The 25,227-nt window shown below is 61.8% G+C and carries 19 protein-coding genes and 1 tRNA gene; 16 read left to right on the top strand and 4 right to left on the bottom strand.

Features of this window, described 5'->3' with window-relative positions:
* The first annotated feature begins 628 nt into the window (after positions 1-628).
* The 10 genes from I5803_RS09190 (at position 629) to I5803_RS09145 (ending at position 14,548) form a co-directional block, all read left to right on the top strand.
* Entirely contained in the window at positions 629-2,020 is a 1,392-nt protein-coding gene (locus I5803_RS09190; RefSeq protein WP_196986068.1) for an FAD/NAD(P)-binding protein, read from the top strand.
* A gap of 179 nt (positions 2,021-2,199) precedes the next feature.
* The gene (locus I5803_RS09185; RefSeq protein WP_196986067.1) at positions 2,200-3,219 is read left to right on the top strand and encodes a calcium-binding protein; all 1,020 of its coding nucleotides are present in this window, start codon (positions 2,200-2,202) and stop codon (positions 3,217-3,219) included.
* A gap of 12 nt (positions 3,220-3,231) precedes the next feature.
* Positions 3,232-5,751: a glycosyltransferase family 2 protein gene (locus tag I5803_RS22400; protein WP_196986066.1), complete on the top strand. Its 2,520-nt coding sequence runs from the start codon at positions 3,232-3,234 to the stop codon at positions 5,749-5,751.
* Complete coding sequence (locus I5803_RS09175) at positions 5,726-6,946, top strand: glycosyltransferase family 4 protein (RefSeq protein WP_196986065.1); 1,221 nt, start codon at positions 5,726-5,728, stop codon at positions 6,944-6,946. The genes I5803_RS22400 and I5803_RS09175 overlap by 26 nt, the downstream gene beginning before the upstream one ends.
* Before the next feature lie 6 nt (positions 6,947-6,952).
* A complete protein-coding gene (locus I5803_RS09170) occupies positions 6,953-8,026 on the top strand; it encodes a tetratricopeptide repeat protein (protein ID WP_196986064.1) in 1,074 nt (357 codons plus the stop codon).
* 53 nt (positions 8,027-8,079) lie between these two features.
* Complete coding sequence (locus I5803_RS09165) at positions 8,080-9,477, top strand: glycosyltransferase (protein ID WP_196986063.1); 1,398 nt, start codon at positions 8,080-8,082, stop codon at positions 9,475-9,477.
* Positions 9,478-9,538: 61 nt separating this feature from the next.
* Positions 9,539-11,026: a glycosyltransferase family 2 protein gene (locus tag I5803_RS09160; protein WP_196986062.1), complete on the top strand. Its 1,488-nt coding sequence runs from the start codon at positions 9,539-9,541 to the stop codon at positions 11,024-11,026.
* Positions 11,027-11,064: 38 nt separating this feature from the next.
* The gene (locus I5803_RS09155; protein WP_196986061.1) at positions 11,065-11,877 is read left to right on the top strand and encodes a sulfotransferase family protein; all 813 of its coding nucleotides are present in this window, start codon (positions 11,065-11,067) and stop codon (positions 11,875-11,877) included.
* 12 nt (positions 11,878-11,889) lie between these two features.
* On the top strand, positions 11,890-12,903 hold the full coding sequence (locus I5803_RS09150) for a class I SAM-dependent methyltransferase (protein ID WP_196986060.1): 1,014 nt from the start codon (positions 11,890-11,892) through the stop codon (positions 12,901-12,903).
* Between the two features lie 109 nt (positions 12,904-13,012).
* Positions 13,013-14,548, top strand: a complete 1,536-nt coding sequence (locus I5803_RS09145) for a hypothetical protein (RefSeq protein WP_196986059.1) — start codon at positions 13,013-13,015, stop codon at positions 14,546-14,548.
* Between the two features lie 41 nt (positions 14,549-14,589).
* Here the strand turns inward: I5803_RS09145 and I5803_RS09140 are convergent, their stop codons facing one another.
* The 3 genes from I5803_RS09140 to I5803_RS09130 all read right to left on the bottom strand — a co-directional run bounded on the left by I5803_RS09140 (position 14,590) and on the right by I5803_RS09130 (position 16,542).
* On the bottom strand, positions 14,590-15,639 hold the full coding sequence (locus I5803_RS09140) for a hypothetical protein (protein WP_196986058.1): 1,050 nt from the start codon (positions 15,637-15,639) through the stop codon (positions 14,590-14,592).
* Positions 15,640-15,866: 227 nt separating this feature from the next.
* A complete protein-coding gene (locus tag I5803_RS09135; protein WP_196986057.1) occupies positions 15,867-16,124 on the bottom strand; it encodes an HU family DNA-binding protein in 258 nt (85 codons plus the stop codon).
* A gap of 49 nt (positions 16,125-16,173) precedes the next feature.
* Entirely contained in the window at positions 16,174-16,542 is a 369-nt protein-coding gene (locus tag I5803_RS09130; protein ID WP_196986056.1) for a hypothetical protein, read from the bottom strand.
* A 184-nt stretch (positions 16,543-16,726) separates the two neighbouring features.
* Here I5803_RS09130 and I5803_RS09125 point away from each other — a divergent pair, with 184 nt between their 5' ends.
* The 5 genes from I5803_RS09125 to I5803_RS09105 are packed head-to-tail and all read left to right on the top strand — an operon-like array spanning position 16,727 to position 24,160.
* Positions 16,727-18,013: a glycosyl hydrolase family 28-related protein gene (locus I5803_RS09125; protein WP_196986055.1), complete on the top strand. Its 1,287-nt coding sequence runs from the start codon at positions 16,727-16,729 to the stop codon at positions 18,011-18,013.
* Positions 18,014-18,038: 25 nt separating this feature from the next.
* Positions 18,039-18,515, top strand: a complete 477-nt coding sequence (locus tag I5803_RS09120) for a hypothetical protein (protein ID WP_196986054.1) — start codon at positions 18,039-18,041, stop codon at positions 18,513-18,515.
* The gene (locus tag I5803_RS09115) at positions 18,502-22,386 is read left to right on the top strand and encodes a glycosyltransferase family 9 protein (protein ID WP_196986053.1); all 3,885 of its coding nucleotides are present in this window, start codon (positions 18,502-18,504) and stop codon (positions 22,384-22,386) included. The genes I5803_RS09120 and I5803_RS09115 overlap by 14 nt, the downstream gene beginning before the upstream one ends.
* Positions 22,383-23,000 (top strand): methyltransferase domain-containing protein, encoded by a 618-nt coding sequence (locus tag I5803_RS09110; RefSeq protein ID WP_196986052.1) that lies wholly within the window; start codon positions 22,383-22,385, stop codon positions 22,998-23,000. Before I5803_RS09115 ends, I5803_RS09110 begins: the two co-directional genes overlap by 4 nt.
* Positions 22,997-24,160 (top strand): hypothetical protein, encoded by a 1,164-nt coding sequence (locus tag I5803_RS09105; RefSeq protein WP_196986051.1) that lies wholly within the window; start codon positions 22,997-22,999, stop codon positions 24,158-24,160. The genes I5803_RS09110 and I5803_RS09105 overlap by 4 nt, the downstream gene beginning before the upstream one ends.
* Positions 24,161-24,193: 33 nt before the next feature.
* On the opposite strand, the gene I5803_RS09100 is transcribed toward I5803_RS09105, so the two are convergent.
* A tRNA-Leu gene (locus I5803_RS09100) sits at positions 24,194-24,280 on the bottom strand.
* 41 nt (positions 24,281-24,321) lie between these two features.
* On the opposite strand from I5803_RS09100, the gene cysM reads away from it, so the two are divergent.
* Positions 24,322-25,224: a cysteine synthase CysM gene (gene cysM, locus I5803_RS09095; protein ID WP_196986050.1), complete on the top strand. Its 903-nt coding sequence runs from the start codon at positions 24,322-24,324 to the stop codon at positions 25,222-25,224.
* The last annotated feature ends 3 nt before the right edge of the window (positions 25,225-25,227 follow it).

Raw genomic sequence — 25,227 nt, 5'->3', positions numbered from 1 at the left:
TTCACCAGCAGGAGGCCGATCTTGCCGCTGTCTGCGGGGATACCCGGCCACGCGGCGAGGTACCGTTCGAGGCCGTGGTACCGGGTGGTCCGTGCATCGACCGGCCCCGGTGGGGGAAGGGCTTCGTCATCCGCGTCCAGGTCGAGCGCAGCGCACAGGCGGTTGATCGTGCCGCTGCCCGGGCGTGAGCCCGTTCTGGCTTCCAGCCAGTCGCCGACTGCCGCACGGCTCCAAAGCCGTGGGACGGGCCCCGAGGCGGCTGGCGGACCGGCGAGCATGGCCTGTACCAGTGCTAAGAGGACCCGTGGGGGTATACCTTCGTTCTCTTTTCGGGGCCGACCTGTGCGAGGACTCACTTCGACAGCGGTCCATCCCCCCGAGCGATACGCCTTGACCGCAGCGATGACGGTCGGGGTGCTCAAACCGGTAGCCGCTGTTACAACTGTCAGCTTCTCGCCCTGCAAACGCAAGCGGACGGCGAGCCGCCGCTTTGCGTTCAGGTCGTCGACACTGACTTGATTGCCGTTCATTTGCAACTAGTTGTAGCTGTGCGATATTCTGCATTAAACATTAATGCAAAAGAACATGTTAAAGATATATTTTGAATATACCAGACTCTGTGATCGCAATGAAAAACCACCCCACCTATGCCATCGTCGGCGCCGGCTTTTCCGGCATGGCGGTGGCCATCCAGTTGCTGCGGAAACTGCCGGGACCGGCCCGCATCTGCCTGATCAACCGCTCGCTGAGCTTTGGCCGCGGGCTTGCGTACGGCACGAATTCGCCGAGCCACCTGCTCAATGTCCCGGCGGGACGGATGAGCCTGGATCCGGATCAGGATTCAGGCTTCATCGACTTCCTGCAAAGCCGGGGCCTGCCCTACAAGGGCGGCGATTTCGTGCCGCGTAGCCTGTATGGTGACTACCTGGAGAGGAGCCTTCTGAAGGCGCAGGCCGGCGCGGCGGACGGCGTCAAGCTGGAGTTGGTCGAAGCTGAAGTGCTCAGCATCGATATGGAAGGGGCCGGCGAATCGCCGACGCTGGTCTTGAACTCGGGTCGGCGCATCGAAGCCACCGAGGTGATCCTCGCGCTGGGCAACTTCACGCCGCGACCCCCTGCGACCGCAAGCAATGCCCACTGGAACGGCGGCCCCCTGGTCAACGACGTATGGTCGCACGGCGTGCTGGAGCGCCTGCAGCCTGAGGAGCATGTGTTGCTGGTGGGCACGGGCCTCACCGCATACGACGCCGTGCTGCGTCTCCTCGACCAGGGCCACAGGGGGCCGATCACGATGCTGTCGCGCCGCGCCTTGCTACCGCAGCCGCATCGCGAGCAGGAAACAGCCCCGCACGCAGGCCTGGTCGCGCCGGACTTCCTGACCGGGGAAGCGAGTGTGCGTGCGCAATTGCGCCGCGTGCGCGCCCTCGTCCGCGACGCCGCCAAGGAGGGTCACGATTGGCGCGATGTGATCGGGGGGCTGCGATCGCATACGCCCCGACTGTGGCAGCAGCTCAGCCTTGCCGGCCGCAGGCAGTTCATGCGGCACCTCATGCCCTATTGGGACACGCATCGCCATCGTGCCGCGCCGGCGATCTACAGGCGCATCCGGGCCGCAATGGACGCGGGTCAGCTGAGCGTCCAGCAGGGGAGACTGATCGATGCCAGCGTCGAAGACGGGCGTGTGCGCGTGACCTGGCGGCCAAGGGGATCGGATCGGCCAGCCACGGCGACTTATGGCGTAGTCATCAACTGCACCGGGCCTTCCAGCGACTTGAATCGAGTCAGCGATCCGCTCATCGTCCAGCTGCGCGACGCCGGGGCGTTGGCTGTGGACGAGCTGGCTCTGGGTCTCGCCGTCGATGACAGCTACCGCATCGTCGGTAGCGCCGGCCGTTCGTTGACGCACGTCCGATACGTAGGTCCCCTTCTGAAGGCTCAGCTTTGGGAGGCGACCGCCGTTCCCGAGCTGCGCACACACGCCCGCAAGGCAGTTGAAAACTTATTGTCGAGCGTTGCCTGATACAGACAGTTACATATTTTTGAGCCTCATCGGCGTGTGGGAAGTCACAAGTAGCAGTTTCCTCAGATGTATCCCTTTGCGAGAATCGTTATTCCCCGTACACTTAAGCTCATGCTGAACAAATTGGTCAGCACGCAGTACATAACAGAGCAGAAACCACACCTGGATAGGGATTACAAATGGCCGGCGCAGACTCAATCATCGGTGGTGGAACGGACCTATCCGCCATTGTCGATGAGCATTCCGTTTCCCTGATCGATCAGTTCCTGTTGGATACCGTCGGAGGTACTGCCCACACGACGGACTTGGACGGTGCAATTCTGGTTACAGGTACGGGCTCCAACGGGGAAGTGCAGGGCGTGTTGTTGCCGAACGGGGTGGCCGTTCTCGGAACCATCAACAGCGGCACATTGCATCTCGATGTATCGCTCCCGGATGGTCTTGGCTTGGTGTTTGCCGCCCATGATGGGATCAGCGTGGAGGAGGTCAGTACTTTCCTCTTCAGCATCGTTGACCAGTATCTGCCGCCTGGTACCAACGATGCTCTTCGCGCCAATCTGCTGGAGGCCGTGGATGATCTCGTGTCGAGCATCGAAGCCCTTGGTCTGCCGAGCATCACCGTCACGATGGTGGACTTCATCAATAGCACTCCGAGCACGCAGCTCTCCGGCGAGAAGTTCGGCGCTTTGCCGTCGAACGAAGTCACATTCGACCCGGGCAACTCCGGCAGCACGGACCTGTTCGCCTTCAATCTGCGCAGCCTCAGCCCCAGCGAACTGCTCCTGATCAAGAACGTCGAAAATGCGCTCGTGTCGGGCGACGGCGTGGTGAAGATCGGCGACAACAACGGCACGCTGATCACCAGTGACAGTGCCAACCAGCAGATTATTGGTGGCGGCGGCAATGACACCCTGATCGGTGGTGGTGGACATGACACGCTGACTGGCGGCGCGGGCGATGATGTCTTTGCTTTCTCGCGCGTCGGCGACTACACGATCACCGACTTTACGCCGGGGCATGACACCTTTGCGTTCAAGCTCCCGGGTGTCACGAATGTTCAGGAACTGCTGCACATGGTCACCAGTTCGGAGCAAACCACCGCAGGGGTGACGTTCCATCTGGCCAATGACACCTCCATCACGTTGGTGGGCGTCACCGCAAGCGAACTCACGGCGGATATGATCAAGTTCACCTTCTGATAAAAAGAGGGTGTGCTCCAGCAGTGTCTATCACCGCTGGTCATTCGCGGCGGCTTCGCATGGGGCTGGGCCACCGGTCCCATCAAGCCGCTCCCCGTCCACCTTTGGGTGGACGGTCGCCATGTGGCCACGGAATTCACGGGAATCGAACTGCCGGCTGACTGCCATGCGGTTTGCGGCCGGCCGCCCGAGCCGCGTTCCGGGTTCAAGTTCGCGCTTCCTTCCCCTGTCCTCGACGGATTTCCTCACGACCTCAACGTCGGCATTCGCCTCGACCACGACGACGGCGTGCATGGGGAAGTGCAAACTTGGCGCAGCGGACCGGTAAGAGGTGAGGTGCGCCAGCAGGGACGCAGCTTCAATGGAACGGTGTGGTTCGATTCGGCAAAACCGGGACGGGTCAACCTGGACGTCCGGGATGAAGCGGGCCGGCTGTTGCTCAGACATCCACTGTCGATCTCGCCCACTCCGGACCCCCAGGGCTACGCGGCCTCCTATACGGTTCCATGCGAATCCCTGCCGCCCACCCCTTTACATTTCGAGTGCCGGGGCCAGCCCTTGCGAGGCTCGCCGCTGACGCGGCGCGTGAGCGTCGTCGGCACCGTAGAAAGCATCACGGTCAGCGGGATTCGTGGATGGGCTTTCGACGGTGCGGACGCCAACAGCCCGCTCGAGTTATGCCTGCGCGTCGATGGCAGGGTTTGCGCATGGTTTAGACCCAACGCCCTGCGCCCCGAACTCGCCGCGCGCCTTGCCCATCCAACGGGTTTGATCGGTTTCTTCGTCCGGTTGCCTGAAGGTATCGCAGACGGCAAGCAGCATCGCGTCGAAGTGGTAGCCGCAGACGACGGGCAACTCCTGTCCAAGGGACAGCAATTCGTGCGGTTCGAAAGAGGCTGGATACCAGCCGCCCTTCCCCGCTTGCGGGCAAGTGCCTCGGTACGCCGGCGCGCGCCCGCGTCGCCGCTCGACAAGCCAGAAGTGACCGTGGTGATTCTCAACCGCAACGGCGCGGAGGTGCTTGATTCCATGCTGGAGTCCTGGACGCGGTACAGCAGCACAGTGGCTGCGGAAATCATCGTGATCGACCACGCGTCGGAAGACGACAGCTTGAGGATGCTCAAGCGCTGGGAGAGTGGACTGGACCTCCGCGTCGTCGCGCTCGACCACAACGCGTCGTTTTCGGCTTCGTGCAATCGCGGCGCCAAGCTGGCGCGGGCGGATACGCTATTCTTCCTCAACAACGACATCATCTGGCTGCACGATGGCTTGCCGCGTCTCCTCGAGTCGCTGCGGGACGAGCGGGTGGGCATCGTCGGCATGAAACTGATCAAGGAAGTCGGCGAGTCGCGCCATGCACTACAGCCGGCCAACGAGGTGCAGCACCTCGGAATCCGGTTCAAATTGCACAACGGCGGCTACTGGCCCTATGAGGTCGCTCCGTCGCCATTGCGCGCCGACCAGGAGCATTCACCGCAGGCCGTACCCGCAGTGACCGGCGCGGCCATGTTGTGCCGCAAGTCGGACTTCGAAGCGGTCGGCGGATTTGATCCGGCTTATTTCTATGGCTACGAGGACGTCGAGTTTTGCCTGCGCCTGTCGCAGCGATTGGGCAAGCTGGTCGTCAGCCGCAACGACGTCTGCGCCCTCCATCGGCATGGGCATACGCGACTTTCGGGGCGGGACATGTCGATCGTGGACAGGGTGCAGGCCAACGCATCTGTCCTTGCCTCGCAAACTGCCCTCTGGACGAAGCAGGCATACTGGCGCAGCCTGCTCCAGGGTGATGGTTTCATCACCAACGAGCCCTTCACGCTGGGCGTGGTTGCCGATCCCTCGCCCGGGGATGAAATGCAGCAGCTCGCCGCCCAAATCCTGTCGGAATTCCCGCACGCACGCGTGGTCTTCTTCCAACCTGGTTCCAACTGGAAGGACGCAGGGGACATCCATGTGTTGATCGTCGGGTCGCACGACTACGACATCCGCTCCCTGCACGGCGCGCGCGCGGATCTGTTGACGCTGGCGTGGATTCGCGACAAGCCAGCACGGTGGAAGGATGCGCCGTGGTGGCAGGATTTCGGCGGCTCCTTCGGCAGGGGGCAGTCGTCGGTCAACTTCGCGGGCGGGCTGCTCGATCGCACCCGCTGGCGGCTGCGCGTTGCCATCCATGTTCCGCTCGGGGCGGAGGAAGTGGCCGGCACTTCGGAGTTGGCCGAAGTTGCGCGCGCGCTGAGGCTCTCGCTGAGCGAAGCGGGCTCGCCTTGCTGGGTGGTACCCCTGGAGCATTGGTCGGACGATGCAGTCATGGCGGATGTGTGCATCACGTTGTGCGCGTTGCAAAAGTCCGGTTCTGGCCCGGTGCCGTCGCTCGCATCCGACACCTTGAACGTGATGTGGCTCGTCCAGGAGGGTTCGAGCATTCCGGAGTCTGCGAGCAAAGCAAAATGCCTGGTGACGCGGGAAGCCCCGACGTATGAGTGGCTGCAAGAAGCCATGAGAGACCGAATTGGACGTACTTTTCATCCATCCTAATTTTCCGGGCCAGTTCCGCAGGGTTGCCGCAGCCCTGGCGCGTCAGCCGGGCATGCGAGTCATCGGCATGGGCGACCAAAGCTGGATGGACCCTGCGCGCGCTATCGCGGACGTACCCGTGATTGCGTATCCGAAGCCAGGTGACTCCGCCATGGGAGCGCATGCCCACTCGCGGTCGTTCGATGCCGCCGTGCGCCGCGGGCACCAGGTGGTGACCACGTTGTCGGCGCACAAGCAGCAGGGCCTGGAGCCGGACGTGATCTTCGTCCACCCGGGCTGGGGCGACGGCTTTTACCTTCGGGATTTCTTCCCCGGCGCCAAAGTGGTCGGCCTCTTCGAGTACTACTACCACCCCAGGGGCACCGACGTAGGGTTCGACCCTGAATTTCCATCCAGTTTCGAAGACATCTTTCGGCTGCGGACGACCAACGCGACGCAGCTGCTCGCGCTCGACTCCTGCGACGAGGGCTTCAGTCCCACCGCGTGGCAGCGCAGCCTCTTTCCTGCGGCCTGGCGATACCGCCTGTCGCTGTTGCATGAAGGCGTGGAAACCGATGTCGTCGCCCCGGATCCGAATGCGCAGATCACCTTGCCCGATGGGACCGTTCTCAAGGCGGGCGACGAGGTCTTGACTTACGTCAGTCGCAATCTGGAGCCCTACCGCGGCTACCACATCTTCATGCGGGCGCTGCCGGCCATTCTTCAGGCGCGGCCGGAGTGCCACGTGGTCATCGTGGGAGGCGATGGCGTCAGTTACGGCAAAAAGCCCGAGCCCGGAACCACCTGGAAACAAAAATACCTGGACGAAGTGAAGGACGGGCTCGACCTCTCGCGCGTGCATTTCACCGATACGCTGCCGTACGAAACGTATGTCAAGGTGCTGCAGGTCTCCCGGGTGCACGTCTACCTGACCTATCCCTTCATCTTGTCGTGGTCCATGCTGGAAGCCATGTCGGCGGGGTGCCTGGTGCTGGCGTCAGGGACTCCCCCGGTGGAAGAAGTCATCAGTCACGGCGACAATGGACTGCTGTTTCCATTTCTTCAGCCGCAGCGCCTGGCAGATGCGGCCATTGAAGCCCTGGCGGATCCGGTCCGATTCTTGCCTTTGCGGGAGCAGGCGCGAAAGACGATCGAAGAGAAATTCGACTTTCACAGGGTGACCGTTCCGGGGTATCTCCGAATGATGGAAGGTTGAACACATATGGCTAAATCCCTTGCAACCCTGTTGCAGGAAGCTGGCCAGCGGCTCGAGAAATTCGACTTCGGCTCAGCCCTGCACCTCTACCAGCAGGCGATGGCTGCGGCTCCCCACAATGCCGCCGCTGCGATGGGGATGGCATTGACGCTCAATCGGACCGGGCGGCCCGCCGACGCCCTGACCTTGCTGCAGAAGATATGGGGCGCGATGAGCGTGGCGAGCCCGAAGCCCTCGCCCACGCAACAAGCTTCCGTGTTGGCGCAGATCGCGCTGGCGCACGAGCAGTTGGGAAAAATGGGCGATGCGCTGGAAGCTTATCGGCAGGCCGCGCGTCTGGTGCGGTCCGACGAATTGCGTCATCGCATCAAGCAGCTGGAGCCGCTCGTCAGCAGTTCGCCACCGGTACAGCAACTCATCTTGAATGGACGCAGGCTGCACAATGCGCGCCAGTACGAAGAAGCCGCCAAGACATTCCAGGGAGCGCTGCGTATCCAATCCGACAACGCCGAGGTGCTGCACGGCCTCGCCCTGGCGTTGCGGGCGCTCAAGCAATCCACGGAAGCGATGCCGTTGCTGCAGAAGGCGATCATCCTCGTCCCGGATCGCGCCGATTACTACAACGATCTTGGGCTCCTCTTCCAGGATCGGCTGGACTTCGCCAAGGCCGTGAGCTTCCACAAGCGGGCGATCAAGGTCGACCCCCGGTTCATCTCCGCGTGGATCAATCTGGGAGTGGCCCACAAGCGCCTCGGTCGCCTCGAAGATGCGGCGTCGGCCTATGCGAAAGCTTTGGAAATCAACCCGCGATCGCCCGAGGCTCATAACAACCTGGGCAACCTCATGCGGATCCAGGGCCAGCTCGTCGAGGCCCGCAATCACCTGCGCAGGGCGCTGGCGCTTGCGCCTACCTACGAGGACGCGAAGTCCAACCTCGCGGAAGTGACCAAAGCGATTGCGGATTCCCGCAAACCCCCTCCGCCACCCGAAGTGAAACCCAAGTCGCCGCGCAAAGTGGTCGCGAAGAAGAAGCCCGCCAAGGTGATTCGGACCGCGAAACCCGCGCGGGCTAAGAAGTAATGCACGACCGCCGGCCCCGGCCGGCCTTTCCCATCTGAAACCGAAAACGAACCATGACCAAGCGCAATATTTCGGCCCGCCCTCGACCGTTGCCAGACGCAACTACGCAGCGCACGGTGATCGACAAGGCCACCGAGAAGGGCTTGTCGGATATCCAGAAGCCGGTGGATGCACCTGCGACCCGGATCGCCAGTACGACGCCGCGCGCCGTCTACTTTTCCTTCATGCATCCGGATCTCGTGCCGGGTGGAGCGCAGACCATCGCGAAGAATCTGCACGAAGCCCACCTGCGGCGCCATGGACCGGGCACTTCCCTGTTCATCGGTGCGATGGTGGGCGGCGGGCCCAGGCGGCCCGCCGGCAGCGACATCGTACAGATGGCTCCCCAGGAATTCGTGTACATCGCGCCCAATTTCGATTTCGAATACTTCACCAACCATGACGAGCTGGGCCAGGTCGCCCTGCTCGAACTCGTGCAGTCGTTCGGACCGACCGTTCTGCACTTCCATCATTTCATGGGATTCGGCATCGACTTCGTGCAGGCCTGCCTGGCACGATTCGATGCGACTTCGGTGTTCACGATCCACGAACACATGCTCGTCTGTCATAACGATGGTCACTTGCTCCAGAACAACAACAACCACATTTGCACCGAGATCAGCTATGCACGGTGTTCGACCTGCCTGCCGCAATTCCGGTACGACTACTTTCAGCACCGGATGGCGCACTTCGCGCGCGTGATCGAGAAGTTCGACCACGTCACGGCGGTGAGCGCGTTTACTGCCGGGCTGGTGGGCACGGCCCTCGGATTGTCGAAGCCCGTGACCGTGGTCCCGAATGGCCCGATCTTCCGGGACCGGGCGGTGATCGACGACGACTTGTCCATCCTGCGAATCGCGTTCATCGGCCAGATTCACCGCACCAAAGGGGTCCACTTGCTGCTCGAAAGCGTGTTGGCTTTGTGCAAGATGAGCTCCAGTGTCGCCCGGCGATTCGACATCGGCATCTGGGGCAACTTTGTCGGAGACGACGCATACCGGGCACGGATCGAGCAGGCAGTCGCGGAACTGGCCGCGTTGCGAGTTCCCGTGGCCCTGCACGGTGCCTACGACGCGTCGGACCTGCCGGCGCTGCTCAGCGATCGCAATGTCGTGGTTATCCCTTCACTCTGGCCCGAGAGCTACTGCCTCACGGCCGATGAGGCGCTGCAACTCGGGAAGATCCTCGTCTGCAGCGAGTTCCCCGCCATCCGCGAACGGTTTGCCGCTTCCGACAGCACGCTTTACTTCCCGATGGGCAGTGCGGGGGGCCTGCGCATGCGACTACAGGAATTGCTGGCGCGACCGCCGGCGCCGCGTTCGCAAGTGGCCGCCGCCCAGAGCTTCACGTCGTTCGAAGACATCTACAACCGGTACTCCGCCATGAACGAGGTCGCACATGCAGCCCACTGAAGCCCCGCAACTGACGAAACGGCTCTCGCTATGCGGGTGGTCCGCGGTGAATTACGTTCGCATGAACCCGGATCTCGAGTCGCTGCCCGCCGATGGGCTGGCGGATCACTTCCTGACCTATGGGCTTCGCGAGCGCCGCAAGTATTCCGACTCGAAGTACGAGCATGTCCACGTGGAGAGAATCGCGTGCGCGGACAGGGACTTCGTACTTTACGGCTGGAGCGAGCACGAGAGCGGGGACCTGGGCGTCTTGCTGGTCAAGGAGGAGGGCGGGAAGGTCGAGTGGGAATTCATCGATGCGGCTGGTCTTTGGCACTGGCGAGACGATGTCGCCAAGCACCTGAACCTGCCGCCGAGGACCGAGCGCCACGGTGTGGTGATGGCAGGACGCGCAACCAGGTTCGATCCGGCGGGAGCGCAGATTTACGTCTATGCCCATAACCGGTTCATCGATTATTCCGGCGTGTTCGAACCACGCCAGTCGGCGCGCGAGCTCTACCTGGAGTGCTTCCGTCTGCTGCAGAGCCAGCAGACGCACAAGGAATTGGTGTTCCTGTTGAGCAGATATCCGGGCTTCCTCGCGCAGATCACACTTGCGCACGAGCAGATCATGGCAGAAGTCCCGGTTGCCGCGGTCTTTGAATCGGCGAACGAAAAGGCCGCGTATTCCATCTGTGCGGTGGTGCTGGGCAATCCGCAGATGCTGAAGGCATGGCTGATGGCATTGCCGGACCACCACGATCTATCGAAGTGCGAGGTCAACATCCTTTGCAATGGCTCGGACGGGTACGACAACGTGGTGAGGGCCGCGCGCTGGTTTGCCGAAGGGCTGGGAGGATTCATCCGGGTCTTTTATTCGCCCCACAACCTCGGCTTCAACATCGCGGTCAATCACCTCGTGCGGCTTTCCACGACGGAGCACGTGATGGTGACGAATATCGACGTGAAGTACCGGCGGTTCGACTACGACAAGCTCGTCACACTCTGCCAGGGAGACAAATGGATCTGCGCCGCGCGCCAATTCAATGGCATGGGCGCGCTGCAGCATCTCAGCCTGGGCATCACGGTAAAGCAGGAAATCGTGCATGGCGAGGCCTTCTCCGCGGTGGAGTCGAAACTGATCGGCCGGAACACTTTTCCTGCTGACAAGACGGGTATCGACCAGGAAGTCCAGTATTTCGGGGCCGCGTGTTTCTTCGCGAGCCGCAAGCTCCTCCACACGCTCGGCCCTTTCTCCCCGCGCTTTCTCTACGCGTATCATGAAGATTCCGATCTGGCGCTGCGAGCTCGCGCGCTGGGCGCAAAGCTGGTGGTCACTCCCGCGCTCGATCTTGTCCACTACGAGAGTTCTGGATCGACCGTGGATCTTCCGAAGAGCTTCTTTATTGCCGCAAACTCCGTGTTGCTGCTGAAATCCATGCAACAGTTGCCCGAGGCGGATCCGGGCGAGGAGCGGGCACGCACAAAATCACCTCTGGCGGCAGACCGGAAGGAATCCGTGCCGGAGACATCGAAGGCGAGTCACTTCCGCGAGAGCCTGCGGGCTTGAATGGCGATACATTCCAAGGTTGAAATGGAGAAAAATAAATGCAATTTCCCGTCTTCATCGTAGGTTCGCCGCGTTCGGGCACCAGTGCGTTGGTGGACGTGCTGCTGTCGGCCGACTATTCCGGATATCGCGAAGGCATGTTCTTCTCGGTGCTGCATGGGCTCGATGAAGTCGTGAGCCGTCACTTTGCGGCGTTCGCGCGCGGCGCGAGCGACAAGGTGCTTATCTCCGCCATCAATGAGGATCAGTTCAAGAGCGAGCTTTTCGCCGTGGTGAAAAAGCTCGGGGATGCGGCCAATGCCTCCGGGCCATGGTTCGACAAGACAGGCAACCCGGAAATGATCTGGGCGATCCCTATCATTCGAACCTTGTGGCCCGAGAGCCTCTTCATATTTGCCAAGCGCCGTGGTATCGAGAATGTCGTCTCGAGGATCAAGAAGTTCCCGGGGCACGACTTCCAGTACCACTGCCGTGACTGGGCCGCCAATATGAGTGCATGGCGGGAGACGCGTAAAAGCTTGCGTCCGGATACCTTCCTGGAAGTGGACCAGCAAGACATGATCCAGCGGCCCGAGCTCATCGCTGGGCAACTGGCGGCACTACTCAAAGTTTCCTCTCCCGAGCGAATGATCCAGACGCTTCGTTCCAACCGGCCGCAGCAGACGGACGCCACCAGCGCCGAGCGCATCATGAGCGTGGACACGCTCGGGTGGACGCAGCAGCAGCTTCTGACTTTCGGGCGGTATTGCGGGCCCGAAATGGAGGCCTATGGTTATTCTTACGATGAAAGCTATCGATCGAAGGGGGTTCAACCAGCCGCTGCCGTCGACCCGATCCCCGGCGAAATGTAGGGGGTACTCCTGATGGCGATTGAAGCGGCTTCTCCTACTGCGAGCGAGGAGTTCGTTCGTGCTCTCTTCGAGCTCGCCTTGCAGCGTCAGCCAAGGCCTGGCGAGCTTGGACCTTGGGTCGATGCGAGCCGGAAGTTGTCCCCGGCAGCCCTCCTGAACAAGATGGGGACGACTCCCGAATTCCTCCAGCGAACCAAGGTAAAGCCGTTTTTCCCCAACGGGCATTACCATTCTGCGGTCGTGGATCCCTCGACCGTGGCGGATTATGTTGCTGCGAGAAGCGGGCGCCAGACGTTCGCTGGAATCGATATAGATCGCCGACGCATGGATACATTGTGGGAGGAGATGGCGGAATCAATCCGCCACGCGCCGTTCCCCGATCAGAAGGAGCCAGGGCTCCGATTCCATTACGAAGGCGGCCCCTTTCCCTATGGCGACGCGTTGACACTGCATGGTTTGATGGGCCGCTACAAGCCGAAGAGGATCGTGGAAATCGGCTCCGGCTTCTCCACAGCATGCATGCTGGATTCAGCGGATATTCATGAAATTGATGTGCAGATTACCTGCATAGAGCCGTTTCCCCAGAGGCTCAGAAGCCTCTTGCGGCCACTGGACAGCGCCCGGATAACGCTGATCGAACAGCCGGTCCAAAGCGTTCCCGTTGAAGATGTGGTCGGGGCCCTGGAAGAAGGCGACATCCTTTTTGTTGATTCGACCCATGTGCTGAAAACAGCAAGCGATGTGCACTATGAGCTGACAGAACTCATTCCGGCGGTGAAGAAAGGAGTCCTGGTACACGTGCACGACTGCCCATATCCGTTCGAGTATCCGCAACTCTGGATCGAGCGAAACTATTCCTGGAACGAAGTCTATGCCCTTCGCGCGTTTCTGATGTTCAATTCCGCCTTCAAGATACTATTTTGGGGCGGCATGTTTAGGCGTATGCGACATCAGCAGGTTATTGAAGCGAGCGCAAAATTCGCCAAAAATGCTGGAAGTTCGATATGGCTCGTTCGGGAATCTTGAGCATCCAGACCTGATGACGCAAAGATGCCAGTGGCTTGTCGACGGCACCTTGGATTGAGCCGGCCCGTCCGAACCCTCATGTGATTGCCGCGCGTCTTGTGGCTACTTCTTGCGCGATCCGCTCCATATCTTCCAACCCATTCGTTCAGGAACGTTACTGATGGCCGAAAGTACTTCGTCCCGCCGCGCGCTCGATTTTATCGTCGTGGGTGTGGCGCGCTCCGGCACCACTGCACTTGCGCGATCGATCAACCTCGATGCGCATTTGTATTGCGCCATCGAATATTTTTCCGGCCAATGGGACGTGGATTATGGCAACCTGTCTGTGCCGGAAGCATTCTTTGACGATGCCTACCATGCCAGCGGACCAAAAAACACCGAGTTGTCCCGGCTTACGTTACGCGAAAAGCTGGCGCAGGGCGAGGTCGCGGCGTTTGGCAACAAGTTGCCGACCTATCACCTCATTCTGGATCGCGTGAATGCGCAACTTCCGGCGCTACGCAATTTGTGCATCTATCGCAGCCTCAATTTTGTCACGGACTCCGTCGACCGGCGCGCTGCGAACCCCAATGACGATTGGCCGGAGGGGCGCACGGGACTCTTCAGCCTATTCGATTGGGTGATCTTGCTAGCGCGTATTGCCGAAGCCCGGTTCGATATGAAGGTGCTTGACTATGACGCGATGTTTTTTGCGGATCCTGCAATCGCCGGACAGGTCCTGCACTACGTAGGGGGCAGGGTGCCGTCCAGCGCAGCGCTGGACCTGTTTCGGCGCAACGAGTTCGCGGGCGGGGGACGCATCATTAGCAAGTCTCCAAAGGCTACGCGCTACGACGCGTTCCTGCGAAGGATCGGCGCTCCGGAACTCGACCGCGAGATTTCCCGGGCGATGTTCGTTCCTGCCGCCGACCTGCATCCCACGTTGCGAGCTTTTGTTCAGGAGAATCTTGCAGTGACGATCGCGCACGTCGCCGACTCAGTCGTCGCAGGAGGACTCTCTTCGGAGATGAGCTGGGCGCGGCGGTGGGCTTTCATGACGTTGGCCGCATTCGACAAATTGGATTCCTGGACGTTCAGCTTGTTAGCCCCAGCGCTGATTGATTTCCAGGAAAGACTGTTTGGATCGCATTTGGCAGACGGGATGGACGACGTACTGCGCTTCTGCTCGGTCTGGCAGCGCAGGGGGCTCGACGCTGCGGCGGCTCAGAGAATTCGCCGCCTCGTACCTGGTCACGAGGCGCAGCCATCTCTGCGTGTATCCAAGGGCGATCCCGCCAAGCCTTCTCGCGGGTCCAAGATGGAAGGCCCGTCATCGCCCAGCCAGGCCGATCAGGACGCCGCCAATGCAGTCACGGAGGCGCGCAAAGCGGTTGATGCGGCACCGAATGACCGGCGAGCCCGCTTGGTCCTCGCGCAGGCGTTGTATCGCAGCGGTGCGAACGGCGAAGCCCTTAGGCTTTTGACGCAACTCATTGCCAGCGGAGCACAAGGAGGCGGCGTCTTTCTGACTTACAGCCGGGCGTTGCATCGAGAGGGTCGCGCCGCCGAAGCATTGCAGGCGGCGCAGCACGCGGTCAGGGCTTCACCCGACAGCATTCCGGCGGCCAAGTGGCTCGCTCAGCTTCAGAACGTCCACAAAGGGTGAGCGCTGACCGGCGGCGGAGCGACACTGCAAAGTCCGGACGCCTATGCTGGACGGCGAATCTTCGCAGCTGCCGCTCTTCGCTCTGCGCGGAGTTTGGCTCGGATATCGGCTTCAAGCAGTGCGAAGGAGTTCGCAAACGCGGCATAGACTTCTTCAGGAGATGGGGGCACAGTGTCACCAACTTGGATCCGGTCTGACTTGATGAGCAATTCCCCGTGGCCCTTCAGGAAGTGCTTGTTGACCGCATCCACTATGGGCTGGTTACGGCTTGCGAACGCCGCAAATTCCTGTTCGGTAACCGACGTCACGGCTGGGCCACCCGGCGGCCGGTTGAGCGTCAACCTGTCGACGAGCCGACAAAGGCGAGGGCCGTCCGGCAGGCGGGACAATTCTTGAAAGACTACCTGCTCAGCCGCAGTGGGCGACCGGTTGATGACGCCGACTGGAAGCGGCACATCAAAGGGCTTTTCTCGCAGCAACCGCAAAAATCCCGGAATGAGATCTGTCCGTTCGGTATCGTAAAGCCTCACGATTATCCGTTCGGCAGGAAGTACCTGGGCAAATTGCTCCAGGCTCACCAGGTAGGCCGTCCTCTCTCTCTCAAAGAAGGTCTTCCGATCACGCAATTTCTCGCGAGGGCCGTTGCCAATTTGTCCGCGTTTGAGATGTTGCAAGAAGGTGGCGACGGCTTGATCGAGTGCGTGGCGCACGTAATGGATGACCGTCACCTCGTAACCTGCGGACGCGAAGAAGTTGCATAGCTCCGTCATCTCGGCCGCACGCGCAAACTGCATGGCTTCACTTGAAAAAAGCAGATCACGGCCCGCCGCTTCGGCGATGCAACCGTTCAGCCAACCCATGACGGCAGGCATGTCGTACCGGGCATGTCGCTTGTTGGCATTGACGAGCCCTCCCATGGCGGCACCGTTCCCTTGGCTAACCTCGCCGCGCGCAGCCCCTTCGTCCGAGTCGTTGAAGCCAGCAGGATAGAGGATGCCGGCGGCTGCGAGTGAGGGACGTAGCATCGCAAGAGCCGCCTGGATCGCAGATGTGCCGGTCTTTCCGGCGCCGGTGTGAAGATAGACTTTCATGCGAGCAGGCTCGGCAAACAGTTTCGGAAGGATACGGTGAGCATATGCGCTGTGGAGGCGCTCGAGCGACCAATCTCCTACATATGTCGCGAGCTTCTGTGTCGAATAAAGTGCCCCCTCCCGCCCCCGGCCCAAACATGTTCCGGTAGCGATGACCAGCATCAGGCTTGCGCCAAATCAATCGATGGCGCGGAGGGGAGTGCGGGACGGCCAAACGGCCGGATGCATTACTGCTTGGCAGGCAGGGGGCGAAAGTGGATCTTTTTGACCAGGGTCTTTGCGCCGTCTTTTTCGCGCTCGACTTCCGTCGTGCGAAATGCGCCGAACCCCGGGATTCGAACCGGCTCTGATCCACCTGCTTGAATCTGCTTTCCGATTTCCGCCAGCACAGCGCGCACCAAAGCGCGGGCTTTCGGATCGGGGACCGCCTCAAACTGCTTGCCCCCGGCCGCTTTCACTTGATCGACGAGTTCATTGATAGTCATACTGGGTTTTCCTTACGTTAAGAGTTAAAAAAATACGCCGCACCGAAACCTACTCGACAAGATCCGCCTTTCTCAGAATTGCCCTCAGCTTCTGCCAGCTCTGCAGGATTTGCGGAGCCGCGTTCCTGGCGACGTCTGACGCGGCATTCTGTTCCAGCCACTTCGCCGCCAAATCGATGTTCGTGGCAAGCTCGAACACCGCCAGCTCCGTGCGCAGCGCCGTCAGGCGGTGGTGCTCTGCTATCCACTCTTCCGTCTCCGAAATCTCGGAAGGCGACAATTGGCCCCGGATCTCATCGGTCAGGATGGGATCCGTCAGCGGCATTCGGCCCACCACGCTCGCCACGGCCTTCTTCGACGTGGCGTCATAGGTATTGCGGACAAGCTGGACGACGTTCTTTCTGATTCGGAAGTGCATTTGTCGGGCATTATAATGCCCGGAAAAATAAACGCAAGCTGTGTCTGCGCGGGTTCGTTCCGCATGCAGATGAGCGCCCCGGCCGAAGTCCTGGGAAAGCCTTCCGAGCGCACCTGCCCGCCTTGCGCCGCCTGTACGGCTCCGTCCTTTCCGTATAGTGTTCCAATCCGTCACTAGGAATCCAATGAAGCGAATTTTGCTGATGCTCGCCTTTTCCGTCGGAGGCGCGATCGCACAAGGCACGGCGACGCCGGTACAGCCCGGTACGGCGGCGAGAGGGGTGGGCGGCGGGGCTGCCGCGTCCCGTCCGCTGCCGGACCCTGTCCCGGAGCGGATCAACGTGAAGGAATTCGGTGCGGTAGGCGATGCCACGACGGACAACACCAGCGCATTCGACGCGGCGGTGTCGCGTGCCAATGCGCTGCGCGCAGCCGGAACGCGTGCCTGCATCTACATTCCGTCAGGCAATTTCAAGATTCACGCGGCGTTCACCCAGTTTGCACCCGGCAACCCGGGATGCATCGTGGGCGAAGGACCTCACCAGTCGAAAATCATTCTCGATGCGGGATTTTCGGGAACGCTGTTTTCCTGGACGGAAGCCTGGTATCAGAGCAACTACGGCCCGGACACGGGCCCTTCGACAGACGATCGGGTGGGCCCTTCGGTGCGAGGCATCGGGGTCCAGGGCGACAAGCGTAGCCCTCACATCCAGAATGCATTTGTTTTCTATGACCGGAACGATGGTGTCGTCATGGAGGACGTGGCCGTCTACTTCCTGCACGGCCGCGCGTGGCATGCAGGGGTGACTCGCACGATGCCGCTGGCCTTCATGCGGGAATCGGAGTTTCGCAACCTGACATTCTGGCAATCGGGCACCGAATCCCTCCCTGTCATGGAAATCGACAGCAGCGGAACGGGCGACAGCTCCAATCAGCTGGTTTTCTATAACGTCAATATTTTGAGGTCCGTCGGCAAGGGGCTCTTCCTCCACAATTCCGCCAACACGTCCAAGGGAACCGGAAACATCCGCTTTTTCGGCCTGCGCACGGAGTCCGGGGGTGACGACCTGTTCACCATCGGGAGCGAATCTGACAGAGGCAAGGCCGTGAACAACATCTCCGTCTACGGCTTCATCGGCAACGCCTCGGCCAAAGGGTTCCATGCGATCAGGATCACGGCTCCAAACAAGTCTTTGGCGCCGTATAACATCCTCATCGACGGCACGATTACCTCCGGCGCAGGCGGGGGGATCAACATCGATGCAGCGCGAAGCATCCAGATTTCCATGCGGCAGATTTCCACGCAACAGACCCACGTGACCGTCGGCCCTTCCACGAAAGTCGGAAACAATATCAACTTCAATGCGCACGGCAACGAGCGCAATTTGACTTATCGAATCGATCCGTCCTCGCTCAAGAACTTCCTGACCCCTGCAGCCCCGAGAGTGGGAGACCCCAGCGTTGCCAACTGAACTACGTGCCCGTCGCAAAGTCGCCATGAAACGACCCGCCGTCCTGGACCCGGCCAGGCCCCGGGCCATCCCGACCTACATTCCGCCTTTCGCCGTCATCCGCAATGCCTTCGCGCTGGCCAGCAATTCCACGGGTGAGGTCGCGGCAACGATTTCCTATGACGGGCTGGTCAAGCTCGTCCAATCGCTCGTGCGGATTGCGCCGGTGGATGAGGACTGGTATCTCAAACAGTATCCGGATGTCAGGCAGGCCATCAAGTCAGGGCAGTTCCACTCGGCCCGTCACCATTTCGTGGATTGCGGGTACGTCGAGGGACGCCTGCCGGGACCGCTCAAGGTCGACGAGGACTGGTATCTGAAGGAGAACCCGGATGTCGCCGCGGCAATCCAGGCACGCAGGTACAAATCGGGTTCGCACCATTTCGTGGAGGCCGGCTACCAGGAAGGCCGCGCGCCCGCACCGCTTGACGAAGACCTGAGAGGCTCGGATGAGCCTCGATGAGGTGGCGCCCGATTCCGGGCAGCAGCGCGCTGATCGTAGCCAGGCCACGCTGCCCTTGCGGGTGGTCATCGACGCCGCGCGGTTCGACCAGGATGGCGCACTCAATTGCCTGGGGTGGGCCGTGGGCTCGCCAGAGATCATCGCCCTGACGGTCATGTCGCGAGGGCAGGAGATCGGGCGTGCGAAGTATGGATTGAAGCGCCCCGACGTGGGGGAGCGGATGGCCCGCTACCCAGGCGCCGCCGTGTCCGGGTTTTCTTTTGTAGGCTCCAGTCCACTTCTGTCCGACCTGCGTTTCATCACCCTCCAGGTGCTACAGCGCGATGGCAAGCAGACGAACGTGCTGGTTCCGCTGGCGATGCAGGCGGATTCCCCCGTCCACGTGTCGCGGACCGCATCGGTGGCGCGCGCGGTCCCCGACACGCCGCCGCAACGACCTGCCGCAGCGCTGCGGATGCATTGCGACAAGGTCACGATCCGGGCCGACGGTTCCGTCGGTGCCAGCGGCTGGGCGCTGCACAAGAGCGGCATCTCATCGATCGAGATCTTCGTTGGCGATGCGAAGGTCGGGGAGGCAACGGCGGTCCTGCCGCGTCCCGACGTGGCCGACGAGTACCCTGAAGCGGCCCAGGGGCCGAACTGCGGCTTCGAATTCCGGGGTGCCGTGGGCCGTCCGCTCGAGGGCCCGCAGCACGTCAGTGTCAGGGTGCGATCCAACAGCGGCGAAGAAGTGACGGCCAGGCGGACTGTCGAGGTCGAAGCCACGGCCCGCCCTGCCGCGGTGGCAGGTGCGTCCGCGATCCGATTGCACCTGGATGCGCCCGAATCGGCAGACGGAGTGGTGCGTGGCAAGGTGGACGACCGCCTGACGGTGATCGGCTGGGCGGTCGGCCAGGCTGCCATCGCCAGCGTGACGGTCTACTTCGACGACGAGCGCCTGGGCGACGCATATCACGGCATCCGGCGCCAGGACATCGAGCAGGCCGTCCCCGATTGGCCAAACGCGCTGCTGAGCGGCTTTGCGTTTGCGGTGCCGGCGCGCGTCCTGAGGAACGGGGATCATCGGCTGAAGGTCGTCGCCACCGATGCCGAAGGCCGCACGCAAGCGGTCGAGGTCTCGGTCGCCGTCGACCGCCAGTCCGGCAACGCGCGCCAGCCGCTGCGCACCCGCATTCCGTTCGTCGAGACCCAGACCTTGCGCAATTTGCTGGAAAGCTGGAGGCAGTCCCCGCGCTTCCTGGCGATCGTGCCCGTGCGCGAATTCGGTGAAGCTGGCGAGTCGCTGGCCGCAACTTTGAAAAGCATCTGCGCTCAGACGTATGCCGACTGGCAAGTCATCGTGCTGCACGACTTGCGGGGGGCCCAGGCGACCTCGCTCAAGAAGCGCAGCCTGGAGGCGATGGGGGAGGTGGCCGCGCGATTGTCCGTGCGCTCGCTTGGCGAAACCGGCTGGCCCGAAGCGGCCCGAGGCGCCTCCGACCTGGTCGCCGTCTTGCGGCCAGGCGACGTGTGGGCCAGTGATGCCTTCATCCGGTTCGCTCTGCGCTTCGCCTCCGGCGATCGTGGCCCGGCCGTGATTTATGCGGACGAACGTCGCCAGGACGAGCTTTCGGGTGAGTGGCAAGCATTCCACAAGCCCGGGTGGTCGCCCCAACTCGCCTGGTCCACCAACTACCTGGGCAGGGGATGGGTCGCGACGTCTCCGCTTGCGCAGGAAGAGTTTCAAACTCCCGGCGCCTACGCGTGCGCCTCTGACTACGAGCGGGTGCTTCGTATGACGGAGCGTGCGAAGGCCGTCATCCACCTGCCTCAACTCCTGACCCAGCTGGGGGGTACCGCGGACACCCCGCAGGCCGAGCGTGCCGCCCTTCAGTCCGCGATGCGCCGGCGGGGCGAGGGCGCAAAGGTGCTGCAAGGCCTGGTGCGTGGAAGCTATCGCATCAAGCCGGCGGCGGCCGTTGTCGGAAAGGTCTCCATCATCATCCCGACCATCGCGGCGCGCGGCCTTGTGGAGACCTGCGTGAGGTCGATCCGGGAGCGGTCGACTTACACCGATTTTGAAATCATCCTTGTCGACAACATCCGCGGCCCCAGTGCGAAGTGGAAACGATGGTTCAAGGCCAATGCGAATCGCGTGGTCCACGTCGACGAAGACTTCAACTGGTCGCGGCTCAACAACCTGGGGCGCAAGCAGGCGTCGGGGGACTACCTGCTTTTCCTGAATGACGACATCGAGGTCATCGAACCCGGATGGCTGGAAGCGTTGCTCGAGCAGGCTTGCAACCCGCAGGTCGGAGTCGTCGGTGCTCGACTGCTGTATCCGGACGGGAAGGTCCAGCACGCGGGGATGTTCCTGTCGAATCATGGTGTGGCGCGGCATGCCTTCAGGTTTGCGGAAGCCGACGATGCGGGCTACTTTGGCCAATCCCTGACCTTGCGCAATGTCGCTGCGGTTACCGGCGCATGCATGATGGTCAAGGCGGAGGTGTTCGACCGCCTGGGGGGCTTCGACGAGGCGCACAGCGTGATCAACAACGACATCGACTTCTGCCTGCGCGCCCAGGCGGCGGGCCTGAACGTCGTCTACACGCCATTCGCGCAGCTCCGGCATCATGAGCTTGCGAGCCGCGCCCAGGTCGCCGATGTATACGACCGGAGCGCGTTCCTGAAGCAATGGGCAGCCGCGTTCGACCATGGCGATCCGTATTTCAATCCCAACCTTCTTGCGGACGCCGACGACTTCCTCATCGACACGGAGCCGCTTCGAACGATATTCGCGGGCAGCCCGCTCTTCGACGCCGCGGCCATCAGGAGAATTCTGGTCGTCAAGCTCGACCACATCGGTGACTTCATCACCTCCATCCCGGCCATACGCAAGCTGCATGCGGCATTTCCGGAAGCGTCGCTCACGCTGCTTGTAGCTCCGGCGGTCGCGCAGCTGGCGCGGTCGCTCGAGGGCGTGAGCGAAGTGATCGAGTTTTCGTTTTTCCATGCGAGGTCGGGCAGCGGAATGGTCCCGCTCACTCCCGAGGCGCTGGATGCACTGCGGGCCCGACTGGTTGCGCGACAGTTCGACCTGGCGGCCGACCTGCGCAAGCATCCCGACACGCGCCACCTGCTGCAATGCACGGGGGCCGTCTGGCTCGCGGGTTTCGACCACCGGGGGGAATTCCCCTGGCTCGACATCGCCCTGGAGTGGGAGGGCGACCTCGCCACGCGCAACAAGCACAGCCACGTATCGGAAGACCTGGTCAATCTCGTGTCCGCCATCACCAATGCCGGAGAGGTCGATCGAAGCCTCATGCCTCGGGAGGCGTCGCTTGGGCCACTGCCCGCGAACGTCCCGGAAGAGATCTATCGCCGCCCGGTCGTGTGCATTCACCCCGCCGCCGGAAGCCCCATGCGCCAATGGCCCGCAGCACACTTCTCGCGGCTCGTCGACCTGCTGGTGCGTGCGTTGCCCGTGAACGTCGTGCTCGTCGGGGGACCGGACGAGGTGGACCTCGCCGGCGAAGTCCTGGCCGGCGTGACCGACCGGAAGCGTGTCTGGTCGCTGGTGGGAAAGACGAAGTTGTCGGAGATGCCGGCGGTGCTCCAGCGCTGCGCTCTGTTCATCGGCAACAACAGCGGGCCACAACACCTCGCGGCCGCGCTCGGCGTGCCGACCGTGGCCATTCATTCGGCCGTCATCGACTCCCGCGAGTGGGGGCCGATCGGAACGCGTGCGATCGCCCTGCGCCGCGACATGCATTGCGGCCCGTGCTACCTCGCCACGCCGGGCGACTGTTTCAGGGGCCTGGCGTGCCTCACGCAGATCACTCCCCGCAGCGTATTCGAGCGCTGCCGTGAATTTCTCCGGATACCCCAATGATCAAGACCAATCCCCTCGCCGCGGACCCGATGGCCTCGAAATACTGGGATCCCGTCACGGCCTCACTGACGGAATCCAAGAACACGTACGCCGACAAGATGGCCTCGGGTTTCTTCAAGACCTACCTCGGTGGGGATGTGGTGCTGGACATCGGCTTTCGGGGCGGCCGCGCCGACGCCGTCCCCATCCTCAGGAATGCGATAGGGATCGAGTTGGACTACCCGGGGTATGACGGCCGGCGCCTGCCGTTCGATGCCAACAGCGTCGATACCGTCTATTCCTCGCACTGCCTGGAACACATCGCAGACTACGCCGGCGCATTGATGGACTGGATGCGGGTGCTCAAGATCGGCGGTTTCATCGTGGTGGTCGTGCCCCACATGTATTTGTACGAGCGCAAGACGCACCCGCCGAGCCAGTGGAATCGGGATCACAAACGCTTCTATTCTCCCGCGCGGCTCCTGCGGGAGTTCGAGGAGAGCCTGCCGCTCTCCACGTTCCGGGTGTGCCACCTGCGCGAGAACTGGAATCCGAACTTCAATTACCAGTCCGATCTCACCAAGCACGCATCGGGGCCCTATGAAATCGAAGCTGTCGTCAAGAAGATTGAATGAGCGTCATGGCCGGTAACCTGCAGCGAAGAAAGCTGTACCTGCACGTCGGGATGCAAAAGACGGGCTCGAGCTATCTGCAGCACATGCTGCGCCTGAACGCGAAGGTGCTGGACGGACTGGGTGTGGCCTACCTGAATTATTCGGAGGAAATCGTCAGCAGCGGCAATGGGGATGCCCTGATGAAGGCGGCGGCCGGCAAGGGGCTGCCTATCCCGCTGGAGCACTACTTCGGGGCGCATCGCACTGCGATCATTTCGTCCGAACTGCTCTATTCCGTAGGCCATGATTGGGTCAAGACCTTCCAGGCCATGCGCGACCTGGACGTGGAGGTGGTGCTGATCGCTTTCTTCCGCGATCCGCTCGCCTATTTATTGAGCGCGTATTCGCAGAACGTGAGCCGTCATGGCTACCAGCACGACTTCGAGACTTTCGTCCTGCAACTGCCGGTCGATCTCTACATCGAGCCGATTCGCACCATGGTGGACGCGGCCGTGGCGACCGGAGTCAAGGTTTCCTGGAAATTGAAGAATTACGACGCTTGGGGCGACGGATTGTTCAAGGAGTTCCTGGCGCTTTGCGAACTCGATGCGCAATGCTTCCAGACAACGGGGCCAAGGTTGAATGCGTCGCTGAACGCGGACCAATTGCTCGTCCTGCGCGTCTACAACTCCCATTTTCCGCAGGACATTTCCTCCAGTTTGTCGCAATACCTGCAAGCCAATGACCTGTTTGCCGGCGGGAGGCCGCAAGCTGCGACACCCAGGGCCCGCGACATGGTGCGGGAGAAGTATTCGCTGGCGCTCCACTGGATCAATCTTCGCTTGTCGGACCCTCCGCTCGACATCGCCGAGGTGCCTTCACAAGCGCCCGTTTCGACCTTTTCCATGGGCGAAAGCGAACTTTCGAAACTCATGGGATTCTTTGCTTCGGGCGTCAACATCACGAAGACGATGGAAACTTATATCGAGCGAATGATGCGCCGCAGCAGCGAGGTCCATGTGGACGTCCTTCGAAGGTATCCGGACTTCGACCCGGTGCACTACCTCGTGTGCAACCCGGACCTCGTGATTGCCAACGTCAATCCCTTCCAGCATTTCGCTGATCACGGAGCGGCGGAAGGGCGGTCCTACAAGTTGAAGCTCGATCCCGTCGGGGATTGAACTGCTTTCCTCATGAGCAGAGCCTGCTGCGCGTGGTGCCGGAGGCCGGAATCGAACCGGCACGCCATCTCTGGCGGGGGATTTTGAGTCCCCTGCGTCTACCAATTTCACCACTCCGGCACGAAGGGAAGGGACTTGGAAATTATGGCACAGTGACAGCGATGAACTACCCCACGATCGAGGACGCGATCGGCCACACGCCGCTCGTCGCGCTGCAGCGCATCGGAGCCGATGAGAACCGCAAGAGGGGCAACGTGCTGCTCGGAAAACTCGAGGGCAACAACCCCGCAGGCTCGGTGAAGGACCGGCCCGCCCTGTCCATGATCAAGCGCGCCGAAGAGCGGGGCGAGATCAAGCCCGGCGACACGCTGATCGAGGCGACATCCGGCAATACCGGCATTGCGCTCGCGATGGCTGCGGCCATTCGCGGCTACCGCATGGTGCTCATCATGCCGGAGGACTTGTCCATCGAACGCGCGCAGACGATGAAGGCCTTCGGCGCGGAGCTGATGCTCACGCCCAAGAGCGGCGGCATGGAGTACGCGCGCGACCTGGCCGAGAACATGCAGAAGGAAGGCAAGGGGCGCGTCCTCGACCAGTTCGCCAACGCCGACAACCCGCGCATCCACTACGAGACCACCGGTCCCGAGCTGTGGGAGCAGACCGGCGGAAAGATTACCCACTTCGTCAGTGCGATGGGCACGACGGGCACCATCAGCGGCGTGTCGCGTTTCCTGAAGGAAAAGAACCCGGCGGTGTGCATCGTCGGCGCGCAGCCGAGCGAGGGCTCGCGCATCCCGGGCATCCGCAAATGGCCCGAGGAATACATGCCGAAGATCTACGACCCCAGCGCGGTGGACGAACTCGTTTCCGTCAGCCAGGACGATGCCGAAGAAATGTGCCGCCGCCTCGCGCGGGAGGAAGGCATCTTCGCCGGCATCTCGGCCGCCGGCGCGTGCTGGGTCGCGCAGCAGATCGCGAAGACGGTGGAGAAGGCGACCATCGTGTTCGTGGTGTGCGACCGCGGCGACCGATACCTCTCGACGGGCGTGTTCCCGGCCTGAAGG

Source organism: Caenimonas aquaedulcis, from assembly GCF_015831345.1.
GTDB classification, from domain to species: Bacteria; Pseudomonadota; Gammaproteobacteria; order Burkholderiales; family Burkholderiaceae_C; genus Ramlibacter; species Ramlibacter aquaedulcis.
This window is presented reverse-complemented; position numbering and strand designations above follow the sequence as displayed.

Excerpts from the sequence above, each read along its gene's own strand:
- I5803_RS09190 (WP_196986068.1), top strand. The coding sequence starts at position 629 with ATGAAAAACCACCCCACCTATGCCATCGTCGGCGCCGGCTTTTCCGGC.
- I5803_RS09185 (WP_196986067.1), top strand. The coding sequence starts at position 2,200 with ATGGCCGGCGCAGACTCAATCATCGGTGGTGGAACGGACCTATCCGCC.
- I5803_RS09170 (WP_196986064.1), top strand. The coding sequence starts at position 6,953 with ATGGCTAAATCCCTTGCAACCCTGTTGCAGGAAGCTGGCCAGCGGCTC.
- I5803_RS09165 (WP_196986063.1), top strand. The coding sequence starts at position 8,080 with ATGACCAAGCGCAATATTTCGGCCCGCCCTCGACCGTTGCCAGACGCA.
- I5803_RS09160 (WP_196986062.1), top strand. The coding sequence starts at position 9,539 with ATGAACCCGGATCTCGAGTCGCTGCCCGCCGATGGGCTGGCGGATCAC.
- I5803_RS09155 (WP_196986061.1), top strand. The coding sequence starts at position 11,065 with ATGCAATTTCCCGTCTTCATCGTAGGTTCGCCGCGTTCGGGCACCAGT.
- I5803_RS09150 (WP_196986060.1), top strand. The coding sequence starts at position 11,890 with ATGGCGATTGAAGCGGCTTCTCCTACTGCGAGCGAGGAGTTCGTTCGT.
- I5803_RS09140 (WP_196986058.1), bottom strand. The coding sequence starts at position 15,639 with ATGAAAGTCTATCTTCACACCGGCGCCGGAAAGACCGGCACATCTGCG.
- I5803_RS09135 (WP_196986057.1), bottom strand. The coding sequence starts at position 16,124 with ATGACTATCAATGAACTCGTCGATCAAGTGAAAGCGGCCGGGGGCAAG.
- I5803_RS09130 (WP_196986056.1), bottom strand. The coding sequence starts at position 16,542 with ATGCACTTCCGAATCAGAAAGAACGTCGTCCAGCTTGTCCGCAATACC.
- I5803_RS09125 (WP_196986055.1), top strand. The coding sequence starts at position 16,727 with ATGAAGCGAATTTTGCTGATGCTCGCCTTTTCCGTCGGAGGCGCGATC.
- I5803_RS09120 (WP_196986054.1), top strand. The coding sequence starts at position 18,039 with ATGAAACGACCCGCCGTCCTGGACCCGGCCAGGCCCCGGGCCATCCCG.
- I5803_RS09115 (WP_196986053.1), top strand. The coding sequence starts at position 18,502 with ATGAGCCTCGATGAGGTGGCGCCCGATTCCGGGCAGCAGCGCGCTGAT.
- I5803_RS09110 (WP_196986052.1), top strand. The coding sequence starts at position 22,383 with ATGATCAAGACCAATCCCCTCGCCGCGGACCCGATGGCCTCGAAATAC.
- I5803_RS09105 (WP_196986051.1), top strand. The coding sequence starts at position 22,997 with ATGAGCGTCATGGCCGGTAACCTGCAGCGAAGAAAGCTGTACCTGCAC.
- cysM (WP_196986050.1), top strand. The coding sequence starts at position 24,322 with ATGAACTACCCCACGATCGAGGACGCGATCGGCCACACGCCGCTCGTC.